The sequence below is a fragment of the Paenibacillus sp. JDR-2 genome, from assembly GCF_000023585.1.
GTDB lineage: Bacteria > Bacillota > Bacilli > Paenibacillales > Paenibacillaceae > Pristimantibacillus.
The window spans coordinates 4,543,273-4,559,373 of record NC_012914.1 but is presented as its reverse complement, the minus strand read 5'-3'; the positions used below and the strand labels follow the sequence as shown (position 1 = coordinate 4,559,373).

Annotated in this window: 14 protein-coding genes; 10 read left to right on the top strand and 4 right to left on the bottom strand. The window is 52.3% G+C overall.

Annotated features, from left to right (window positions below):
- Window positions 1-44: 44 nt before the first annotated feature.
- Together PJDR2_RS20240 and PJDR2_RS20235 are read right to left on the bottom strand one after the other, a co-directional pair.
- Complete coding sequence (locus PJDR2_RS20240) at window positions 45-683, bottom strand: thymidine kinase (protein ID WP_015845584.1); 639 nt, start codon at window positions 681-683, stop codon at window positions 45-47.
- Between the two features lie 150 nt (window positions 684-833).
- Window positions 834-1,055, bottom strand: coding sequence for a hypothetical protein (locus tag PJDR2_RS20235; RefSeq protein WP_015845583.1), 222 nt, complete (start codon window positions 1,053-1,055; stop codon window positions 834-836).
- Window positions 1,056-1,340: 285 nt separating this feature from the next.
- Between PJDR2_RS20235 and nrdI the strand changes: the two genes are divergently transcribed.
- The 7 genes from nrdI (at window position 1,341) to PJDR2_RS20200 (ending at window position 7,735) form a co-directional block, all read left to right on the top strand.
- A complete protein-coding gene (gene nrdI / locus PJDR2_RS20230; RefSeq protein WP_015845582.1) occupies window positions 1,341-1,754 on the top strand; it encodes a class Ib ribonucleoside-diphosphate reductase assembly flavoprotein NrdI in 414 nt (137 codons plus the stop codon).
- A complete protein-coding gene (nrdE, locus tag PJDR2_RS20225; RefSeq protein WP_041613527.1) occupies window positions 1,687-3,771 on the top strand; it encodes a class 1b ribonucleoside-diphosphate reductase subunit alpha in 2,085 nt (694 codons plus the stop codon). The genes nrdI and nrdE overlap by 68 nt, the downstream gene beginning before the upstream one ends.
- A gap of 70 nt (window positions 3,772-3,841) precedes the next feature.
- A complete protein-coding gene (gene nrdF, locus PJDR2_RS20220) occupies window positions 3,842-4,798 on the top strand; it encodes a class 1b ribonucleoside-diphosphate reductase subunit beta (protein ID WP_015845580.1) in 957 nt (318 codons plus the stop codon).
- Window positions 4,799-4,956: 158 nt separating this feature from the next.
- Window positions 4,957-5,412: a GyrI-like domain-containing protein gene (locus tag PJDR2_RS20215; RefSeq protein ID WP_015845579.1), complete on the top strand. Its 456-nt coding sequence runs from the start codon at window positions 4,957-4,959 to the stop codon at window positions 5,410-5,412.
- Between the two features lie 147 nt (window positions 5,413-5,559).
- Window positions 5,560-6,357, top strand: a complete 798-nt coding sequence (locus PJDR2_RS20210; protein WP_015845578.1) for a PhzF family phenazine biosynthesis protein — start codon at window positions 5,560-5,562, stop codon at window positions 6,355-6,357.
- A gap of 32 nt (window positions 6,358-6,389) precedes the next feature.
- Window positions 6,390-7,073: a YjjG family noncanonical pyrimidine nucleotidase gene (locus tag PJDR2_RS20205; RefSeq protein ID WP_015845577.1), complete on the top strand. Its 684-nt coding sequence runs from the start codon at window positions 6,390-6,392 to the stop codon at window positions 7,071-7,073.
- Window positions 7,070-7,735: an HAD family hydrolase gene (locus PJDR2_RS20200; RefSeq protein WP_015845576.1), complete on the top strand. Its 666-nt coding sequence runs from the start codon at window positions 7,070-7,072 to the stop codon at window positions 7,733-7,735. Before PJDR2_RS20205 ends, PJDR2_RS20200 begins: the two co-directional genes overlap by 4 nt.
- 241 nt (window positions 7,736-7,976) lie before the next feature.
- Here PJDR2_RS20200 and PJDR2_RS20195 read toward each other — a convergent pair whose 3' ends face one another.
- The gene (locus tag PJDR2_RS20195) at window positions 7,977-9,155 is read right to left on the bottom strand and encodes a GGDEF domain-containing protein (RefSeq protein WP_015845575.1); all 1,179 of its coding nucleotides are present in this window, start codon (window positions 9,153-9,155) and stop codon (window positions 7,977-7,979) included.
- A gap of 324 nt (window positions 9,156-9,479) precedes the next feature.
- Here PJDR2_RS20195 and PJDR2_RS20190 point away from each other — a divergent pair, with 324 nt between their 5' ends.
- The 3 genes from PJDR2_RS20190 to PJDR2_RS20180 are packed head-to-tail and all read left to right on the top strand — an operon-like array spanning window position 9,480 to window position 15,093.
- On the top strand, window positions 9,480-10,610 hold the full coding sequence (locus PJDR2_RS20190; protein WP_015845574.1) for a glycosyltransferase family 4 protein: 1,131 nt from the start codon (window positions 9,480-9,482) through the stop codon (window positions 10,608-10,610).
- A gap of 2 nt (window positions 10,611-10,612) precedes the next feature.
- Window positions 10,613-11,881, top strand: a complete 1,269-nt coding sequence (locus PJDR2_RS20185; protein WP_015845573.1) for a metallophosphoesterase family protein — start codon at window positions 10,613-10,615, stop codon at window positions 11,879-11,881.
- Window positions 11,878-15,093 (top strand): AAA family ATPase, encoded by a 3,216-nt coding sequence (locus PJDR2_RS20180; RefSeq protein ID WP_015845572.1) that lies wholly within the window; start codon window positions 11,878-11,880, stop codon window positions 15,091-15,093. Before PJDR2_RS20185 ends, PJDR2_RS20180 begins: the two co-directional genes overlap by 4 nt.
- On the opposite strand, the gene PJDR2_RS20175 is transcribed toward PJDR2_RS20180, so the two are convergent.
- Window positions 15,058-16,095 (bottom strand): membrane protein, encoded by a 1,038-nt coding sequence (locus PJDR2_RS20175; protein WP_015845571.1) that lies wholly within the window; start codon window positions 16,093-16,095, stop codon window positions 15,058-15,060. The two genes, PJDR2_RS20180 and PJDR2_RS20175, sit on opposite strands and share 36 nt — an antisense overlap.
- Window positions 16,096-16,101: the final 6 nt, after the last annotated feature.

The following is a 16,101-nucleotide window of genomic DNA, read 5'->3' as shown; positions in this document are numbered from 1 at the left end:
CTTCTACTAATCGTATGCAGCCTCACCTAAGACAGCGTAGCCGTTTATAGTTGAGAGGCTGTAATCGTGTCTGTGAGCTCTTCCGCATCATCGCCCGTCACTTTGTGCGGAGGTACGAAGCAGGAGCGGCAGCGGGGCTCGTAGCTCTCCGTATCGCCGATGAGGAAGACCGGTCCAAGCTTGGCTGGCTTGCCGTTGACGATACGTTGGGTGAAGGTTGCATTGGCATCGCCGCACACGGCGCAGAATGACGTCAGCTTCACAATTTCGTCGGCAATCGCCAGCAAGCCGCCGATATAACCGAATTCTTTGCCCCGGTAGTCCATATTTAGACCGTCTACGATAATGTGTTTTCCTTGATAAGCCAGCTCTTCTACCAGAGCGATGATAGGCTTCCCAAAGAAGGACGCTTCGTCAAACGCCACGACATCGGCATCTTTCGACTCGAGCAGAATTTGTTCAACCGATGATGCCGGGAGCGCGCGCGGTACGCTTGTTGCGGGAAGCCGGTAGCCGATCCGGCTGACGATCTCCTCATTGCTGAATCGGTCATCCTCGGCCGGCTTATAAGCCCTAACCTGCTTGCGGCCGTATTTCATCAGCTTCTGGCAGCGGCGGATGAGCTCTCCTGACTTCTCCGAAAACATCGGTCCGATAATGACCGTAATGAACCCTCTATCCATGACTTATCCCTTACCTTTACTTCAATGGTTGTATTATTTTATCAGAATAAGTCGCAGATGCAACAGGGTTATTCGACATAATTTTTGATTGGGGAACACTAGATATAGATTTTGCTATAAATCTTTGCCGTCCAAATTCCGATCTATTAATTACTCCCTCAATGCGTCTTTCAATCTGCTGTTCATAGAATCCGGGGAAGCCGATCCGCGGGCGGCCGCCAGTCTCAAACGTTTCAATTCCTGCTTCAGACGATCATTCTCCCGGCTCAAACCATCTATGTAAGGCAGCAGTTCCGGCACGGAATACCCGGCATCCCGGAATAGCTGGAGCACGGCTTCGCGCAGCTGCTCCGGTGTCGTTTGCTTGTCCATTCGTACCTCCATATTAGCAATAAAATGTCACTATCCCATCATATCTTCATCTGTTAAAATAGTCGAGTGTCGAAAAAGCCCAAATAAATAATTTCTCCATAATTTGCATTGACGAGACCTATATCTTGATGTAGAATCAAATTCATCAACTACATATTGAGTTGTGTAGTCAGATTTCAACGATTTTGTCAACTAGCGCATTTGACATCTTTGCTGTCAGAAGCGCTTTTATATTGCTGAAATTTCAGTGATAGACGTTGCTTTTTCGTTTAAGGAGAGAGAAGCATGCTGGTAGTCTACGATTCAAGAACAGGCAATGTGAAACGCTTTATCAATAAATTGAATATGAGAGCGGTGCCCATTGGCGAGCTTGACATAGTGGACGAGCCTTACGTGCTGGTTACCTACACGACAGGATTTGGTCAGGTGCCGGAGCGCGTCATGAATTTCTTGAACCGCAACAGCAATAATCTGCAAGGGGTATCCGCAAGCGGCAATCGGAACTGGGGAGACGGCTTCGCGAAGAGCGCGGACACGATCTCTAGCCTGTTCAACGTGCCGGTCCTATCGAAGTTTGAATTATCCGGTACGAATCAAGATATGGAATACTTTGTCGAAAGGGTGCGAAATATTGAAACACATCGAGCTGAACAACGAATTGATGCAACGAGGAGCGGACGGCTTCTATCAATTGGATAAAGATAAAGAAGCGGTAGCCGCTTTTATGGAGGAAGTGGAAGCGAAAAGCGTGAAATTCGGTTCCCTCCGCGAGAAGCTGGACTACCTCATCGAGAATGACTTTTACGAGAATGTATATGACCAATATACATATGAGCAGATTGAAGCGGTGTTCACGTTGACCGAGAGCAGCGGCTTCCAGTTCGAATCGTATATGGCCATCTCGAAATTCTACAAAGACTACGCAATGAAGACTAACGATAAATCGAAGTATCTGGAGCAATATCCGGACCGCGTAGCAATCGTTGCCTTGAACCTTGGCGAAGGCGACGGCGCCAAAGCGCTCCGCATCGCGGAAGCGATGATCGAGCAGCGTCTGCAGCCGGCTACTCCAACGTTCCTGAACGCTGGCAAAAGCCGCCGCGGCGAGATGGTATCCTGCTTCCTGCTTGAGATGGACGATTCCTTGAACTCTATCAACTACGTTCTTGGCACCTGCATGCAGCTGTCGAAGATCGGCGGCGGCGTAGCGGTTAACCTGTCCAAGCTGCGCGGACGCGGCGAGGCAATCAAAGGCGTAGAAGGGGCTGCCAAAGGCGTTATGCCGGTACTGAAGCTGATGGAGGACGCATTCTCCTACGCGGACCAAATGGGTCAGCGCAAAGGCTCAGGCGCAGGGTACTACAACATTTTCGGCTGGGATATCATCGAATTCCTGGATTGTAAAAAAATTAACGCCGACGAGAAAACACGGATCAAAACATTGTCGATCGGCTTGATCATACCTAATAAATTCTACGAGCTGGCTGCAAAGAACGAAACGCTGTACGTCTTTGGCCCTCATTCCGTTCATAAAGCATACGACAAGCATCTCGACGACATGGATATGGACGTTATGTACGAAGAACTGCTTGCTAACGATAAAGTTGTGAAAAAAGCGGTCATGAACGCCCGCGACATGATGACAAAGATCGCTTCGATTCAGCTGGAGTCCGGCTATCCTTACATCATGAACAAATCAAACGCCAACCGAGTTCACGCCTTAAAGGATATCGGTCAAGTCAAGATGTCCAATCTCTGTACCGAAATTTTCCAGGTGCAAGAGACTTCGACAATCAACGACTACGGCATGGACGATGTGATCCGCCGCGACATCAGCTGCAACCTGGCTTCGCTGAACATCGTTAACGTTATGGAACGTAAAAAGCTTAAAGAATCCGTACACGTCGGCATCGAAGCTTTGACTACGGTCAGCGACGTATCCGAGATCGACAACGCTCCGGGCGTACGCAAAGCAAACGAAGAGCTTCATTCCGTTGGCCTTGGCGCAATGAATCTGAACGGCTTTTTCGCGAAGAACAAGATTGCTTACGAAAGCGACGAAGCGAAAGAGTTCGCGAGCGCATTCTTTATGATGATGAACTACTACTCGATCGAGAAAAGCATGGAAATCGCCAAAGAACGCGGCGCAAGCTTCAAGGATTTCGATCGTTCCGAATACGCAAAAGGCACTTATTTCACCCGTTATATCGAAACGGACTTCCGTCCAGCATCGGATAGTGTAAAAGAACTGTTCGAAGGCATGGAAATCCCGTCTCCTCAGGACTGGGCTGATTTGAAAGAGAAAGTGCAAAAAAACGGCTTGTACCATGCTTACCGTCTGGCTATCGCGCCAACGCAAAGCATCTCGTACATCCAAAACTCGACTTCGAGCGTTATGCCGATCGTAGAGCATATCGAGACACGTACTTACGCGAACTCGACGACGTACTATCCGATGCCTTACCTGGCTCAAGATAACTACTTCTACTACAAATCGGCTTACAATATCGATCAATTCAAGCTGATTGACCTGATTTGGGAAATTCAGCAGCACGTGGATCAAGGCATCTCGACCGTCCTTCACGTAAACAGCAACGTAACAACCCGCGAATTGGCGCGCTTCTACATCTATGCCGCTCAGAAGGGGCTCAAATCGCTCTACTATACGAGAACGAAGCGTCTTTCCGTTGAGGAATGCACAAGCTGCGCCGTATAATTCGAACTAACGATAAGGCTGCCGGAAGAGGAGAATCGGAAAGCAGCCTTTAACCAAAGGAGCAGGATTGATGAAAGCAGTAAACTGGAACCGTCCGGATGACGATTTTACGCTTACCTTCTGGCAGCAGAACGTGATGCAGTTCTGGACAGACGAAGAAATTCCACTTTCCGACGATAAAATGGACTGGATGGAAATGAGCGACACCGAACGCACCGTATACAAAAACGTGCTGGGCGGACTGACGCTTCTCGATACGATTCAAGGCGGCGTGGGCATGCCGAAAATTCTCGAGCATGTGGACGGCCTGCAGCGCAAAGCGGTACTCGCGTTTATGTCGATGATGGAGCAGATCCATGCGAAATCGTATTCCAGCATCTTCACGACGCTGGCTTCGACGGAAGAAATCGACGCGATCTTCCAATGGGTTGAAACAAACGAGCAGCTGCAAAAGAAAGCGACTTTGGTATCTTCCTGGTACCAAGGCATTGAAACCAAGCAGCAGCTGTACAAAGCGATGGCCGCTTCGGTATTCCTGGAGAGCTACCTGTTCTACAGCGGCTTCTTCTACCCGCTCTATCTGGCTGGTCAAGGAAAAATGACAAGCAGCGGCGAGATTATCGACCTGATCCTCCGCGACGAAAGTATCCACGGCCTGTATGTCGGCGTTCTGGCTCAAGAGCTGTTTAACCAATTTACGCCGGAAGAGCAAGCTCAACTGAAAGAAGAAGTGTTCGCCCTTCTGAACACATTGTACGAGAACGAAGTAGTGTACACGGATAACCTGTACAGCCCGATTGGCCTGCAGGAGGATGTAAAAGCTTACGTTCGTTACAACGCGAACAAAGCACTGATGAACCTGGGCTTTGAACCATATTTCCCGGAAGAGCCGGTCAACCCGATCGTCTTCAACGGCATCAGCACGCATACCAAGCAGCATGACTTCTTCTCGAAAAAAGGCAACGGTTATGTGCGTACCGTTCATATCGAGCAACTGCGCGACGAGGACTTCGTCTTCAATATGTAAGACCATTCTAAGCCGGCTTCCGTAGCCGGCTTTTTTGTTTGCGGACGTCCGGAAAAAACAATTAAAATACTATCCTGAAAATGGTAATTCATGTTACACTATTGGCGAATTATCAGCTCATCCCAGCGTAGACTTACAATTTTTTAGGGGGAATTCGCTTGGACAACTGCTCCATCATTACGAAGCCTGCTATTCATTTGGCGGGCATCAGTTATTGCGGTCCGTATTCCGCATTTCCGGATGAAGCGATCCGGCTGCAGAGCGATTTTTTATCCCGCAAGCATGAATTGAATACCGTATCCAAATCACCTGTTCTGTACAGCCCGTATTTCGGCAATGAAGTGTTTGCTTCCTATTGGGCGTGTTATGAGGTGTATCATATGGAGGAGCTTCCAAGGGGCATGGTACAATTCACCATTCCGGAACACCGCTACGCCATGGTAGCTACCTCGAATAAAAGGATTGGCGAAGCTTATGAGCAATTGTTTGCTTGGATGAATGAGCGGAAGCTGAACAAGCACGAAAGCGCGCTTGCGATCGAAGTATTTTACATTAACGAACGCCATTGGGAAGAGGAAGAAGTCGAGCTTCTAATTCCGCTAAGGGATGAATAATAAGATTACAACCTGCCTCTATTCGCGGCGGCTCCTCTTCGAGACGCGGCGATAGAGGTTTTTTCATATCTGCTGCCGCTTTTCCCAAGGAAGGATGCAGTCGTTTACGGTTGTCGTTTATAATAAGGATAACAGGGAGGGCGGAATATGAAACCGATCTATGTGGTGGATGCTTTTACAAGCGAGCCATTCCGAGGAAATCCGGCAGCGGTGTGCCTATGCGAGAAGCCGGAGGATGAACGGTGGATGCAGCAGGTGGCGGCGGAAATGAACCTGCCCGAGACAGCCTTTCTGGTCCCGATCGAAGACGGCTATGACCTTCGCTGGTTCACTCCCGAGGCGGAGGCAGACCTTGGCGGGCATGCCACGTTGGCAGCCGCTTATATGCTGTGGCACACGGGGAGGCTTCGTTTCGATCAGACAGCCCGGTTTGTAACGAAGAGCGGGGTACTGACCGTTACTTATGATGCCATTGACGGCTGGATGACAATGGACTATCCGGAAGAGACGCCGAAGCCGGTGAATGCGCCGGAAGCTATTATCCAAGGTCTTGGGCTAATTCCGCGTTATACGGCCAAGAACCGCCAGGATTATGTCGTTGAGGTGGATAGCGAACAAACCGTGCGCAGTTTAAGACCCGATCAGCAGCAGCTTGCTGCGGCAGGCGGAAGAGGGATCATTGTAACGGCTAAGGCGGCTGCCGGTGCGCCATATGATTATGTAGCGCGCGTCTTTTTCCCGAATGCGGGTATCTTGGAGGATCCGGTTACGGGCGTGGCTCATTGCGCGCTTGCGCCGCATTGGACCAGGAGGTTACGCAAACAGGAGCTGACGGGTTATCAGGCTTCGAAGCGCGGCGGTATCGTGAAGGTGGCCGTGAACGGCAGCCGCGTTCTGTTGGCCGGCCAAGCGAGGATGATTTTGCAAGGAACACTTGAAGTTTAAGACAATTGAAAAGCAAGGAGAGTTTGACTGCAATGAACTACGACGTGATATTATTTGATGCTGACGATACGCTATTCGACTACAAGAAAGCAGAGGACTTCGCTCTGACAAGCGTGTTTGAAGAATTCGGGGTTCAATCGCCGGATACCGACTATGTAGCTCTCTACCGGACCATTAATCAGGAGCTGTGGAATGACTTCGAAAAAGGGGCGATATCGCTCGCGGAGCTCCGCGTAGAACGCTTCAGCCGGCTTTTCAACGGAACGGGCCTTACGATTGGAGCCGAGGAGTTCAGCAACCGTTATCTCGGTTATCTTGGAGCAGGCGCGTATCTGATCGACGGAGCCGTGGAACTGGTGGAAGAGCTCCGTTCCAAAGTAAGACTAGCGATTATTACGAACGGAATCCGGGAAGTGCAGCTATCGCGTTTTTCCAAGGCTGGCGTGGACCACTATTTCGAGCATATTATCGTGTCGGAGGATACGGGCTATCAGAAGCCTCATATCGGCATTTTCGATTACACGTTTAATAAGCTTGGCATTACCGATCCGACCAGAGTGCTTATCGTTGGCGACTCGCTGACCTCCGATATTCAGGGCGGGCTGAACAGCGGCATTGATACTTGCTGGTATAATCCGCATAGCAAGCCGAATGCGACGCCCGTTAAGGCGAAATTCGAAATCAAACAATTATCCGAGGTGCTGACTCTTCTATGACAAAGACGTATTCATCGATTTTATTCGATCTGGACGGGACATTAACGGATCCCAAGCTGGGCATTACAAGCGCTATTCAATATTCCCTAAGCAAATTCGGCATTCGAATCGATAATTTGGACGTGCTTGATCCCTTTATCGGACCGCCGCTTGCCGGCTCGTTTAAGGAGTTCTACGGCTTTACGGACGAGATGTGCACGGAGGCGATCAAATACTACCGGGAGTACTTCGCGGAAAGAGGCATGTACGAGAACAAGCGGTACGAAGGCATTAAAGAAGTGCTTGCTGCCCTGAAGGAGCAGGGGGCTTCCTTATATGTCGCAACTTCGAAGCCTACCTTTTTCGCGGAAAAAATCATTGCTTACTTCGAGCTAAACGAATTTTTCGAGTTTATCGGCGGCAGCAACCTCGATAATACCCGCGTCGATAAAGGCGAGGTTATCGAGCATGTGCTTCTCTCCTGCGGTCTGTCCGCGGAAGACGCGGTGATGATCGGTGATCGCAAGCATGATATTATCGGAGCCAAGCGCCATGGCATAGACTCAGTTGGCGTTGGCTACGGTTATGGCAGCGAAGAAGAGCTGGAGCTGGCTGAGCCGACTTATTTGGCAGGTACGGTGAATGAATTGGGGCAACTGCTGGCGGGATTGGTAAGGAAGTGATAGTTGATGCCCGCATTCCATTGGAAATGCGGGCATTCTTGTTGCCGGCCTGAGTGCAGTAGGAGCAAGCTGGCTTTGCGGCGTACGGGGGCGTAGCAGGTAAAAAGCCTGCTGCCGGTATAGCCGGCTTGCCTTGCGGCACCCGGAGAGGGCAGTTAGCAGATGAGTAAACAGAGGCTAAAAAATAAGAGGCTCTGGCCTAAGTGGCATGCTGCCATCCGAGACCAGACCCTGTTTAGTTTTAGGTAGATAATGCCTTCTTCTTGCTGGACGGTAGAGAGCTGAATAAGGAAACCTTGTTCTTGCCGGTTGTTTTTGAATGGTACATGGCTTCGTCCGCCAGCTTGATGAGCTGGACGACCTCCTTACCGTCCTTGGAGGTGCTGACGCCAACGCTTACCGTAACGATGGTTTCTTTCTCAACGCGGCTGCGGATCGATTCGGCGACACGGTCCGGCTTTACCCGGTCGGTCGAAATGCAAGCAAGCAGCTCCTCGCCGCCGTATCGGCCGGCCGCGCCAATGCCTGCTGACTCTTCCTTCATAATCTCAGCGACCTGCTTCAGCACGCCGTCGGCCTTATGATGGCCTTGCGTATCATTCAGCTTCTTGAAGTTGTCGATATCGCAGAAGATGACGGCGAGACCTTTTTGCCTCTGCAAAATCTGTTCGGCCTTGGAAGTGAAGTGCCGCCGGTTGTACAAGCCCGTCAAGCCATCCGTAATGGACGATTGATAAGTCATCATCAGACGTTCGATGACCCACTCGAACAGCAAAAGGAATAGCTGCATGAAGTAGACGACCGGAAGGAAATAACTGAGCAGCACCAGCCAATCCACGGATCCGTGAAAAACGTAACCGTCAGCAATTCTCGACAGGTCCAGAATAAAATAAGTAATAAGGCTGGCTGAAAACCTGCCGTTCATCTCGGCGCCTTTGGTGCCGAGCAGGATCATAAAGGTTACGATTAATGAGTAGAAATCCAGTCCAAGGAGACGGTATTGCCCTCCCGGCAGCAAGTTGTCATCCGAAGGATCCATGAATACGGACTGCGCCGCGGCAATAACAAAGGTTAAGACGATTAGCAGAACAAAAGGCATAACTTTTATTTGCGCGCCGCGATGAGTATATAATTTCATGTATACAAAGTTTATAATGATGAAAGAGACGATCTGCAAAATCATCGAAACGATATGCAGCCAAGGCGGCAGCTTCTGCTCGGGATAAGCAAGCATTGCCAGTATGGTATTTTGCACCATAAACAGCGGGATCGTAAGGGTTAGAAGCCGGTAGATGCGTTTGTTCCGGTAGCTGGTATACAGCCGGGTTGACATGAAGAGCATCAATATAAGGATGATAATGACACAAGCAGAAGAAATAAGTTGACCGTTAGGCCCGGTTAGCCAGGTTAAAATTGTCATAATTGAGTATCACCATATCCTATGGAGTGTTGCTTTACAGAAACATATGTTCTAATATATCATGATTTAAGTGATGGTAAAAGCATGACCCCAGAACGAATTTGCCTAATAAAGCATTCTATCTAATAATTAAGATATCGGATTTTGACAGGGTAAAATTAAAGTTTGCGTGCTAATTATTAAGCAAATGCTTACGAAGCAAAAATTGTTTCACAATTTTTTTAAAGCAAATGCTTACGAAGCAAAAATTGTTTCACAATTTTTTTAAAAGCAAATGCTTACGAAGCAAAAATTGTTTCACAATTTTTTTTAGGAGGAAGGACATTGAACATACTGCAGGCTTTATTTTTTCCGCCGGAACAACCGGGCGGCGTGTCCTCCATGGTGCCATATATTCAAGAGCGTTTTTTGAAACTAGGCTGGCAAATGGAATTATTCTCGCTTCCGAAGCGGGTAAGAGGTAAAGGACAAGAAGACATTATATTCGAAACCTTTGATGTGACACCGTTCCTCGGTGATCCTATCGTAGATAAATATTTACAGACGATGAGAGACTACATTTGGTGGACGCGTCTGCGATTGAAGCGTTCCTATGATATTATTCATGCGCATCATCCGATTGCGGCGCTTGTCATGAAGCAGCTGTTCCCGGATACGCCGGTCATGATGACGATTCACTCCTCCTTCGAACGGGAGCTTGTCTTGAACGGTAAAATCGAGGAAAACAGCATAGCGCATCGCTTTCTGACCTCGATCTATGGCGAGCTGGAAGCAAAACTGGACCGGCTGCTTACGGTATCGGATTCTTTCCGGACTTATCTATCTCCTTACATGAAGGATACTTCCGCTATTAAGGTTATTCCCAACGGCTTCGACGAGAAGCGTTTCAAGCCGATTGCCCACGAGAACGCCGTTCCGCAGTTCATTACGGTATGCCGCCTGGTACCTGCAAAAGGTCTGGATATTCTGCTGCATGCCTGCGCGGAGCTGAAACATCGCGGTCATCCTTTTGTCCTTCATATTATCGGAGACGGTCCGATCCGGGAAGAGCTGGAGCAACTGGCGGTTGAGCTGGATTTATACGATGACATTATCTTCTACGGCTATATGCTTCATCCGGAAGAGTTCATGCCTTTCTTCGACGTTTTTGTTCTGCCGTCGCGCGCGGAAGCATTTGGCTCCGTGTTTGCCGAAGCGGCATTATGCTGGCTTGCCTTGGTCGGAACAAATGTCGGCGGTATCGCCGAGCAGATCGAAGACGGCGTAAACGGCCTGTTGGTACCGCCGGAAGATGCTCCTGCCCTTGCGGATGCGCTTGAGAAGCTTGTGGTGGATCCGACTTACCGATACAACCTGGCCCGTTCCGGCTGGGACAAGGCGAAAAAGGTCTATTCGCTCCAGCGTGTAATCTCGCAGATGAAGAAAGTTTACTTATCGTTGAAACCGGAGGAATAATCGTGACGGTTCCTTTTCGTTTTATACACGCGGCGGACCTGCATCTGGATAGCCCGTTTCGCGGCATGAGCAAGGTACCGGATGCGTTGAAGGAGAAGCTGATGGCTTCGACCTTCAGCGCCTTGCGCCGGTTATCGGATACGGCAATTCAGGAGCAGGTCGATTTTATCGTAATCTCGGGCGACTTGTATGATGAAGCGGACCGTTCGCTTAAAGCGCAGTTTCTTCTATTAAAAGAGTGGGAAAGGCTGCAGCGCTACGGGATATCCGTTTTTGTTATACACGGCAATCATGATCCGCTGAACGGCGCAAAGGCGGAACTGAAGCTGCCGTCCAATGTGACGCAATTTGGCGCTAATGGCATGGAATATCGGCCGGCTTACTGCAGAAACGGTGAGCTGGCTGCTTTTGTTTACGGGATGTCTTACGGGAAACGGCATGTAACGGAAAATATTGCCGCCCGTTATTCGCCGGTTGAAGGGGCGCCTTTTCATATTGCTTTGCTGCATGGCAACGTTAACGGAGATCCCTCCCATGATCCTTATGCGCCATGCTTGCTGGAGGAGCTAACCGGCAAAGGCTTTGATTATTGGGCCCTTGGCCATATACATACAAGAAAAGTACTTCATGAATACCCGCATGTTGTTTATTCAGGCAATATACAAGGGCGCAATCCGCGGGAGACCGGACCTAAGGGCTGTTATGTGGCAGAGGTCTCGGCTTCGCGGGCAGTACAGCTGACCTTTATCCCGCTTGATGACGTACGCTGGCTGGACGCGGAGCTGTCGATTAACGGTTTGCATACGGAGCAGGAGCTGCTGCAGCAAATGGAAGAGCTGGTGGAGCAGCTTGCCGCCGAAGGCGACGGACGGCCTGTTATGGTTCGTTTGACGCTGGAAGGGCAAGGTCCGCTGCATCACAAGCTAACGGAGATGATTACCGTGCGGACCTTGCTGGATCAGCTGCAGCAAGGTTCACTGCACGCATGGGTCTATGCGCTTGAAGGAAATACGCGAGCGGAGCTCCGTTTGTCAGAGCTTGAGGAAGAGGACAGCTTTGCCGGCGAGTTGTTCAGGCTGGCGCAGCGGTTAGAGCGGGATTCGGAAGCTTGGAGGCAAGAAGCGGCAGCCGCTGTTGCGCCACTCTCCAGCCATGCCAAGCTGGGAAGGCTGCTCCGCGGACACTGGGACGAGCTGCCCGAGCATTGGCTCGAGCAGGCTAGGGAGCATGTGCTTGGCTTGCTGACCGCAGAAGGGAGGAAGGACGAATGAAGCTGTTGGAAGTCCGGATTGACGGCTTCGGCCAGCTGCAAGGGTTTAACTGCAGGTTGGATGGTCCTTCAGTTATTTTATATGGCATGAATGAAGCGGGGAAAAGTACGTTGTTCGGATTTATCCGGACGATTTTATTCGGTTTTGCAAGGCGGAATCAGCCTGCGGAACGACAGGAGCCAGTTAATGGCGGTACTCATGGCGGTCAGCTGGTATTTCAGGATGCAGAAGGCCATACCTGCATAGCGGAGCGGTATGCCCACGCGAACGGAGGCCGTCTGAAGCTTAGACGGATTAGCCTGACGGAGCATGATTTTCAACCTGGCGAGGAGAGCTGGCCAACCCAGGAGGAATGGGAGCAGCGGTACCTTGGAGGCACAAACGAGCAGCTGTTTCGCGAGCTGTATGCAATCACCTTAACGGAATTGCAGCAGGTTGGAGCGTTATCGCATGAGGAATTAGGGAGGTACTTGTACCACGCCGGATGGGAGAACGGCAAGGCTATTGCGGCCGCCGAGAAAAAGCTGCAGCTCGAAATGGAGCAGCTGTTCAAGCCGCGCGGAGTTAACCAGCAGATCAATAAGCAGTTGAAGTCGCTGGAGAAGACCGAGCAGGAGCTTCGGGAGCAGGCAGATGCTATTCAGGTATATAATGGGCTCCAGCAAGAGCTTGAACGGCATAATCGGGAGCTGGAACAGCTTGAGGAAAAACAGCCGCATCGGCAGTCTGCCGTTCAGCTTGCGGGGAAAGCCCATGCGATAAGGCCTTTATGGCTCAAACAGCTGGAGCTCGTCCGGGAGCGGGAAGCGATCGCAAGTGCCGAGCGGATTACGGCGGAAGCGGAGCATAGCTGGCAGGAGCTGAGGAATGAGCAAAGAAGCCGCGCGCAAGAGGAAGAACAGCTTGAGCAAGAGGAGCAGCTGCTCACGCAAAAGCGCCAGGCCATTCAGGTAGACAAAGAGCTGCTAGTTCGAAAAGAGGAAGCTGAGGCATTGCTGCTCGAGAGCGAACGGATGCAGCTTCTAAGAGAGGAAAAAATTACGCTGACAGTCGAACTGCAATCGGACGCAGAAGCTTTAACCCGGCTGTTAGGCCGTATTGCTCCGAATTGGGGAGAGCAAGAGCTGTTGGATTTGCAGTTGACCGTATCGGACCGGGAATATGCGCGCGGGCAGAGACAGCTTGAGGCGGAAGCGGGGCGCAGCTCGGAACGACTAAACGCTGATCTGCAGGCCGTTATCCAGCAGGAAAGGGAGGCCGCGCAACAGCTTGCCGAGGCGGAAGCCGAACTGGCGCATGCGGAAGCAGCAGCTGGCGGGCGCAACGTGTTCGGCGGCGCCGGGTTCCTGCCGCAGACGAGCGACGCTATGCGGGCAGCTTGGAACAGCTGCGACGCCGCGCTGCGCGAGTGGGAGCTGGAGCGGCTGCAGGCACCAGCCGCCCGGGAGGAAGCGGGTCAGGGCTCTGCCGGCCCGCTATGGATTGGCGCGGCGCTGGCAGGCGGCGCCGCTGTTGCCCTTGGCGCCGCTTCGCTTAGCGGCGGCGCATTCCCTGGCGCAGCCGGCGCTGCCGCTGCGCTAGGCGCGCTCGCGCTCGCGCTGGCGGCGCTAGCCGCGGCCCGCGGGCGCAGCGCCGCCAAGCGCAGGCCGCGGCGCACTCGCGGCCCCGCGCCGGCGCAAGCGCGCGAGCAGCGCGTCCGCGCAGCGCTCGCGGGGCTCGTCAGCGCGCCCGCGGAAGCCGCCGCGGCGCTGCTGGCGGAGCCGCCGCACGCGGCCGGCGCGGCCCGCGAGCAGCTGCGCGCCGCAGCCGAGGCGCGAGCCACCGCGCTGCAGCGCAGCGAGCAGCTCGGCGCCGGCCATGCCGAGCTGGCTCGCCGGCATGCGCGGCTTCGCGCTGCCGCCGGCGAGCGCCGCGAGGCTGCCGCAGCCGCGGCGGAAGAGCGTGCAGCCGCTGCCCGGCAATGGCGCGGCTGGCTGGAAGCGATAGCGCTGCCGGACATGTCGCCGGATGCAGCGCTTGAAATATTCGAGCTCGCCGAGCAAGCTTTGCACCGACTCCAGCAGCGTGACCGCCGCGCTGCGAAGCTCGCTGCGGCCAGCACCCAGGTCGCCGCGTTCGAAGTCCGCGCGGCGGAGCTTTGCGCCGCCTTCCCGGACGCGGCGCAGCGTCTCCCTGCGGAGCCCGGGCTGGCCTTGCGGCTCCTGCAAACGGAGCTGCGCCGGCAGGCAGCGGCGCAGGAAGAAGCCGCCCGGCTGGATGAGCGGCTTCAAGCCCTGCAATTGGCCTTAACGGCTGTACAGGACAAGCAACAGCAGCTCAACTCTTCGATCCGTCTTCTCACAGAAGCTGCCGGCTTTAATAACGAAGCCGAGTTTGCCGCGATACTGGTTCACCGGAGCCGGCTGGAAGCGATCGATAACGAGCTGAACAAGCTGCAGATTGAGATTAAGGCGGGTATGTCGGAGCAACGGTTAAATGAGCTGGAGTTGCTGTTGTCCAGCCATGACGGAGATGAATTGAAGCAGCTCTTTGAGCAGCTTCAATTGGAAGCTGAACAGATGGAGGAGAGTAAAGGGGAGCTGCTGGATAAACGGGGCAGACTTCGCCAGCAGCTGGAGCATTTGCTGCAGGAGGAGAAGCACCGGGAGCTGCTGGCTGTCAAGGAAATGACGCTTGCCCGGATTACCGGGGATGCCGAGCGTTATGCCGTACTGTCTGTCAGCGCCTCCCTCATACGGACAACGAAACGAATTTATGAGGAAGAGCGGCAGCCTGCTTTGCTGAAGCTGGCCAGCGAATTTGTACGCAGACTTACGGAAGGAAGATATATCCGGGTAATGACGACTCCGGATCAGCCTTCCATCCGGCTCGAGACATCGGATAACCGATTGGTGGATTCCGTGATGTTAAGCCGAGGCACAGCAGAGCTGGTGTATCTGGCTATGCGGCTTGCTCTTGCCGTAGAACGAACAGCAGCAGCGGGTATGCCGCTGCTGCTGGATGATTTGTTTGTTAACTTTGACCGCCAGCGCCTGCACGCCGTTGCGCAATTACTTGGCGAATTGTCGTTATCTCGCCAATTGCTTCTGTTTACCTGCCATGAGCATATTCGGACAGCTCTACAGAATGGCATTCCTCATGCTAGGCAAATCGAACTGCCTGGCAGAAGCCGGCCGTTAGTGAGCCATCTTTCGTCGGATGACCAGATATAGCCAGCCTAAGCTGATTAGGCCGAAAATCGGATAAAGCGTCGAGAGCAGCGGGCCAAAGCCGATTTGGCTCGCAAAATAGCAGAAGGCGAGAATACCCAAAGTGATTAACGGACGCGACCATTTCAGCCGTTCCTGGAGCTGGAGGGTCAGACCGTAAATGTCTGCAATAAGCGTCGTAAAGATCTCGGCGAATATAAGGAAAATATAAATATACTGCACGATATGGCCAAGCTGCTTGGCGATGCCTCCCATCGGGATGGCAAACTGCTGGATGCCGGGCATATGAACGGATAACGCAATATGTCCGGCCAGCAGCATAATGCCAATTCCGATTCCGCCAATCCATGAGCCGAGCACAATGGTTTTACGGTCCTGAACCTCCGATCCAAGCGGCACAAGAACGGCTTGCGCCATCGACAGGTTAAAGGCGGTATACAGGAATGGGGAAGCCCATGCCGCCCATACCGAATGGTCGGTCGCAATCGTAATGAACCTATCGGCTTCAGGCGTTTGGAACGTGTCCAGCATAATTAGCGCGGTGAAGAGCAGCATAATCGGCACCACAATCGCATTAACCGTCAGAATCGCTTTCATGCCTTTGCGAAGCAGGAAGTAACAAGCGGCAATGGTGACGAGCAATCCCGTTTGATAGGAAACATTCCAATTCTCGTAAAAGATAGTGCCCGCGCCTGCAAGCATCACAGCCGTTACGCCCAGCAGAACAACCAGCATAAAATGGCTGATCCATTTCCCATACTTATCGCCAAACAACGCAATGTTCAGATCCTCGTAGGACTTCGCCCCGATTTCGCTGGCAATCAGCATCATTTTTCCGCCCAGCCATATAAAGAGCGCCGTCGCGACAGCGATCGTCAGTGTACCCCAATAGCCGAAGCGGGTGAAAAACTGCAAGATCTCTTGTCCAGTCGCAAAACCGGCGCCTACGATTGTGCCAATATAAGTGGATGCGATTTGCAGAACCTTCCCCGTACGCTTTACCATGGCATG

Bases quoted from the DNA above. Each gene is read 5' to 3' on its own strand.
- nrdF (WP_015845580.1), top strand. From the start codon at position 3,842: ATGAAAGCAGTAAACTGGAACCGTCCGGATGACGATTTTACGCTTACC.
- PJDR2_RS20195 (WP_015845575.1), bottom strand. From the start codon at position 9,155: ATGACAATTTTAACCTGGCTAACCGGGCCTAACGGTCAACTTATTTCT.
- PJDR2_RS20235 (WP_015845583.1), bottom strand. From the start codon at position 1,055: ATGGACAAGCAAACGACACCGGAGCAGCTGCGCGAAGCCGTGCTCCAG.
- PJDR2_RS20175 (WP_015845571.1), bottom strand. From the start codon at position 16,095: ATGGTAAAGCGTACGGGGAAGGTTCTGCAAATCGCATCCACTTATATT.
- PJDR2_RS20180 (WP_015845572.1), top strand. From the start codon at position 11,878: ATGAAGCTGTTGGAAGTCCGGATTGACGGCTTCGGCCAGCTGCAAGGG.
- PJDR2_RS20210 (WP_015845578.1), top strand. From the start codon at position 5,560: ATGAAACCGATCTATGTGGTGGATGCTTTTACAAGCGAGCCATTCCGA.
- PJDR2_RS20200 (WP_015845576.1), top strand. From the start codon at position 7,070: ATGACAAAGACGTATTCATCGATTTTATTCGATCTGGACGGGACATTA.
- PJDR2_RS20240 (WP_015845584.1), bottom strand. From the start codon at position 683: ATGGATAGAGGGTTCATTACGGTCATTATCGGACCGATGTTTTCGGAG.
- nrdI (WP_015845582.1), top strand. From the start codon at position 1,341: ATGCTGGTAGTCTACGATTCAAGAACAGGCAATGTGAAACGCTTTATC.
- PJDR2_RS20205 (WP_015845577.1), top strand. From the start codon at position 6,390: ATGAACTACGACGTGATATTATTTGATGCTGACGATACGCTATTCGAC.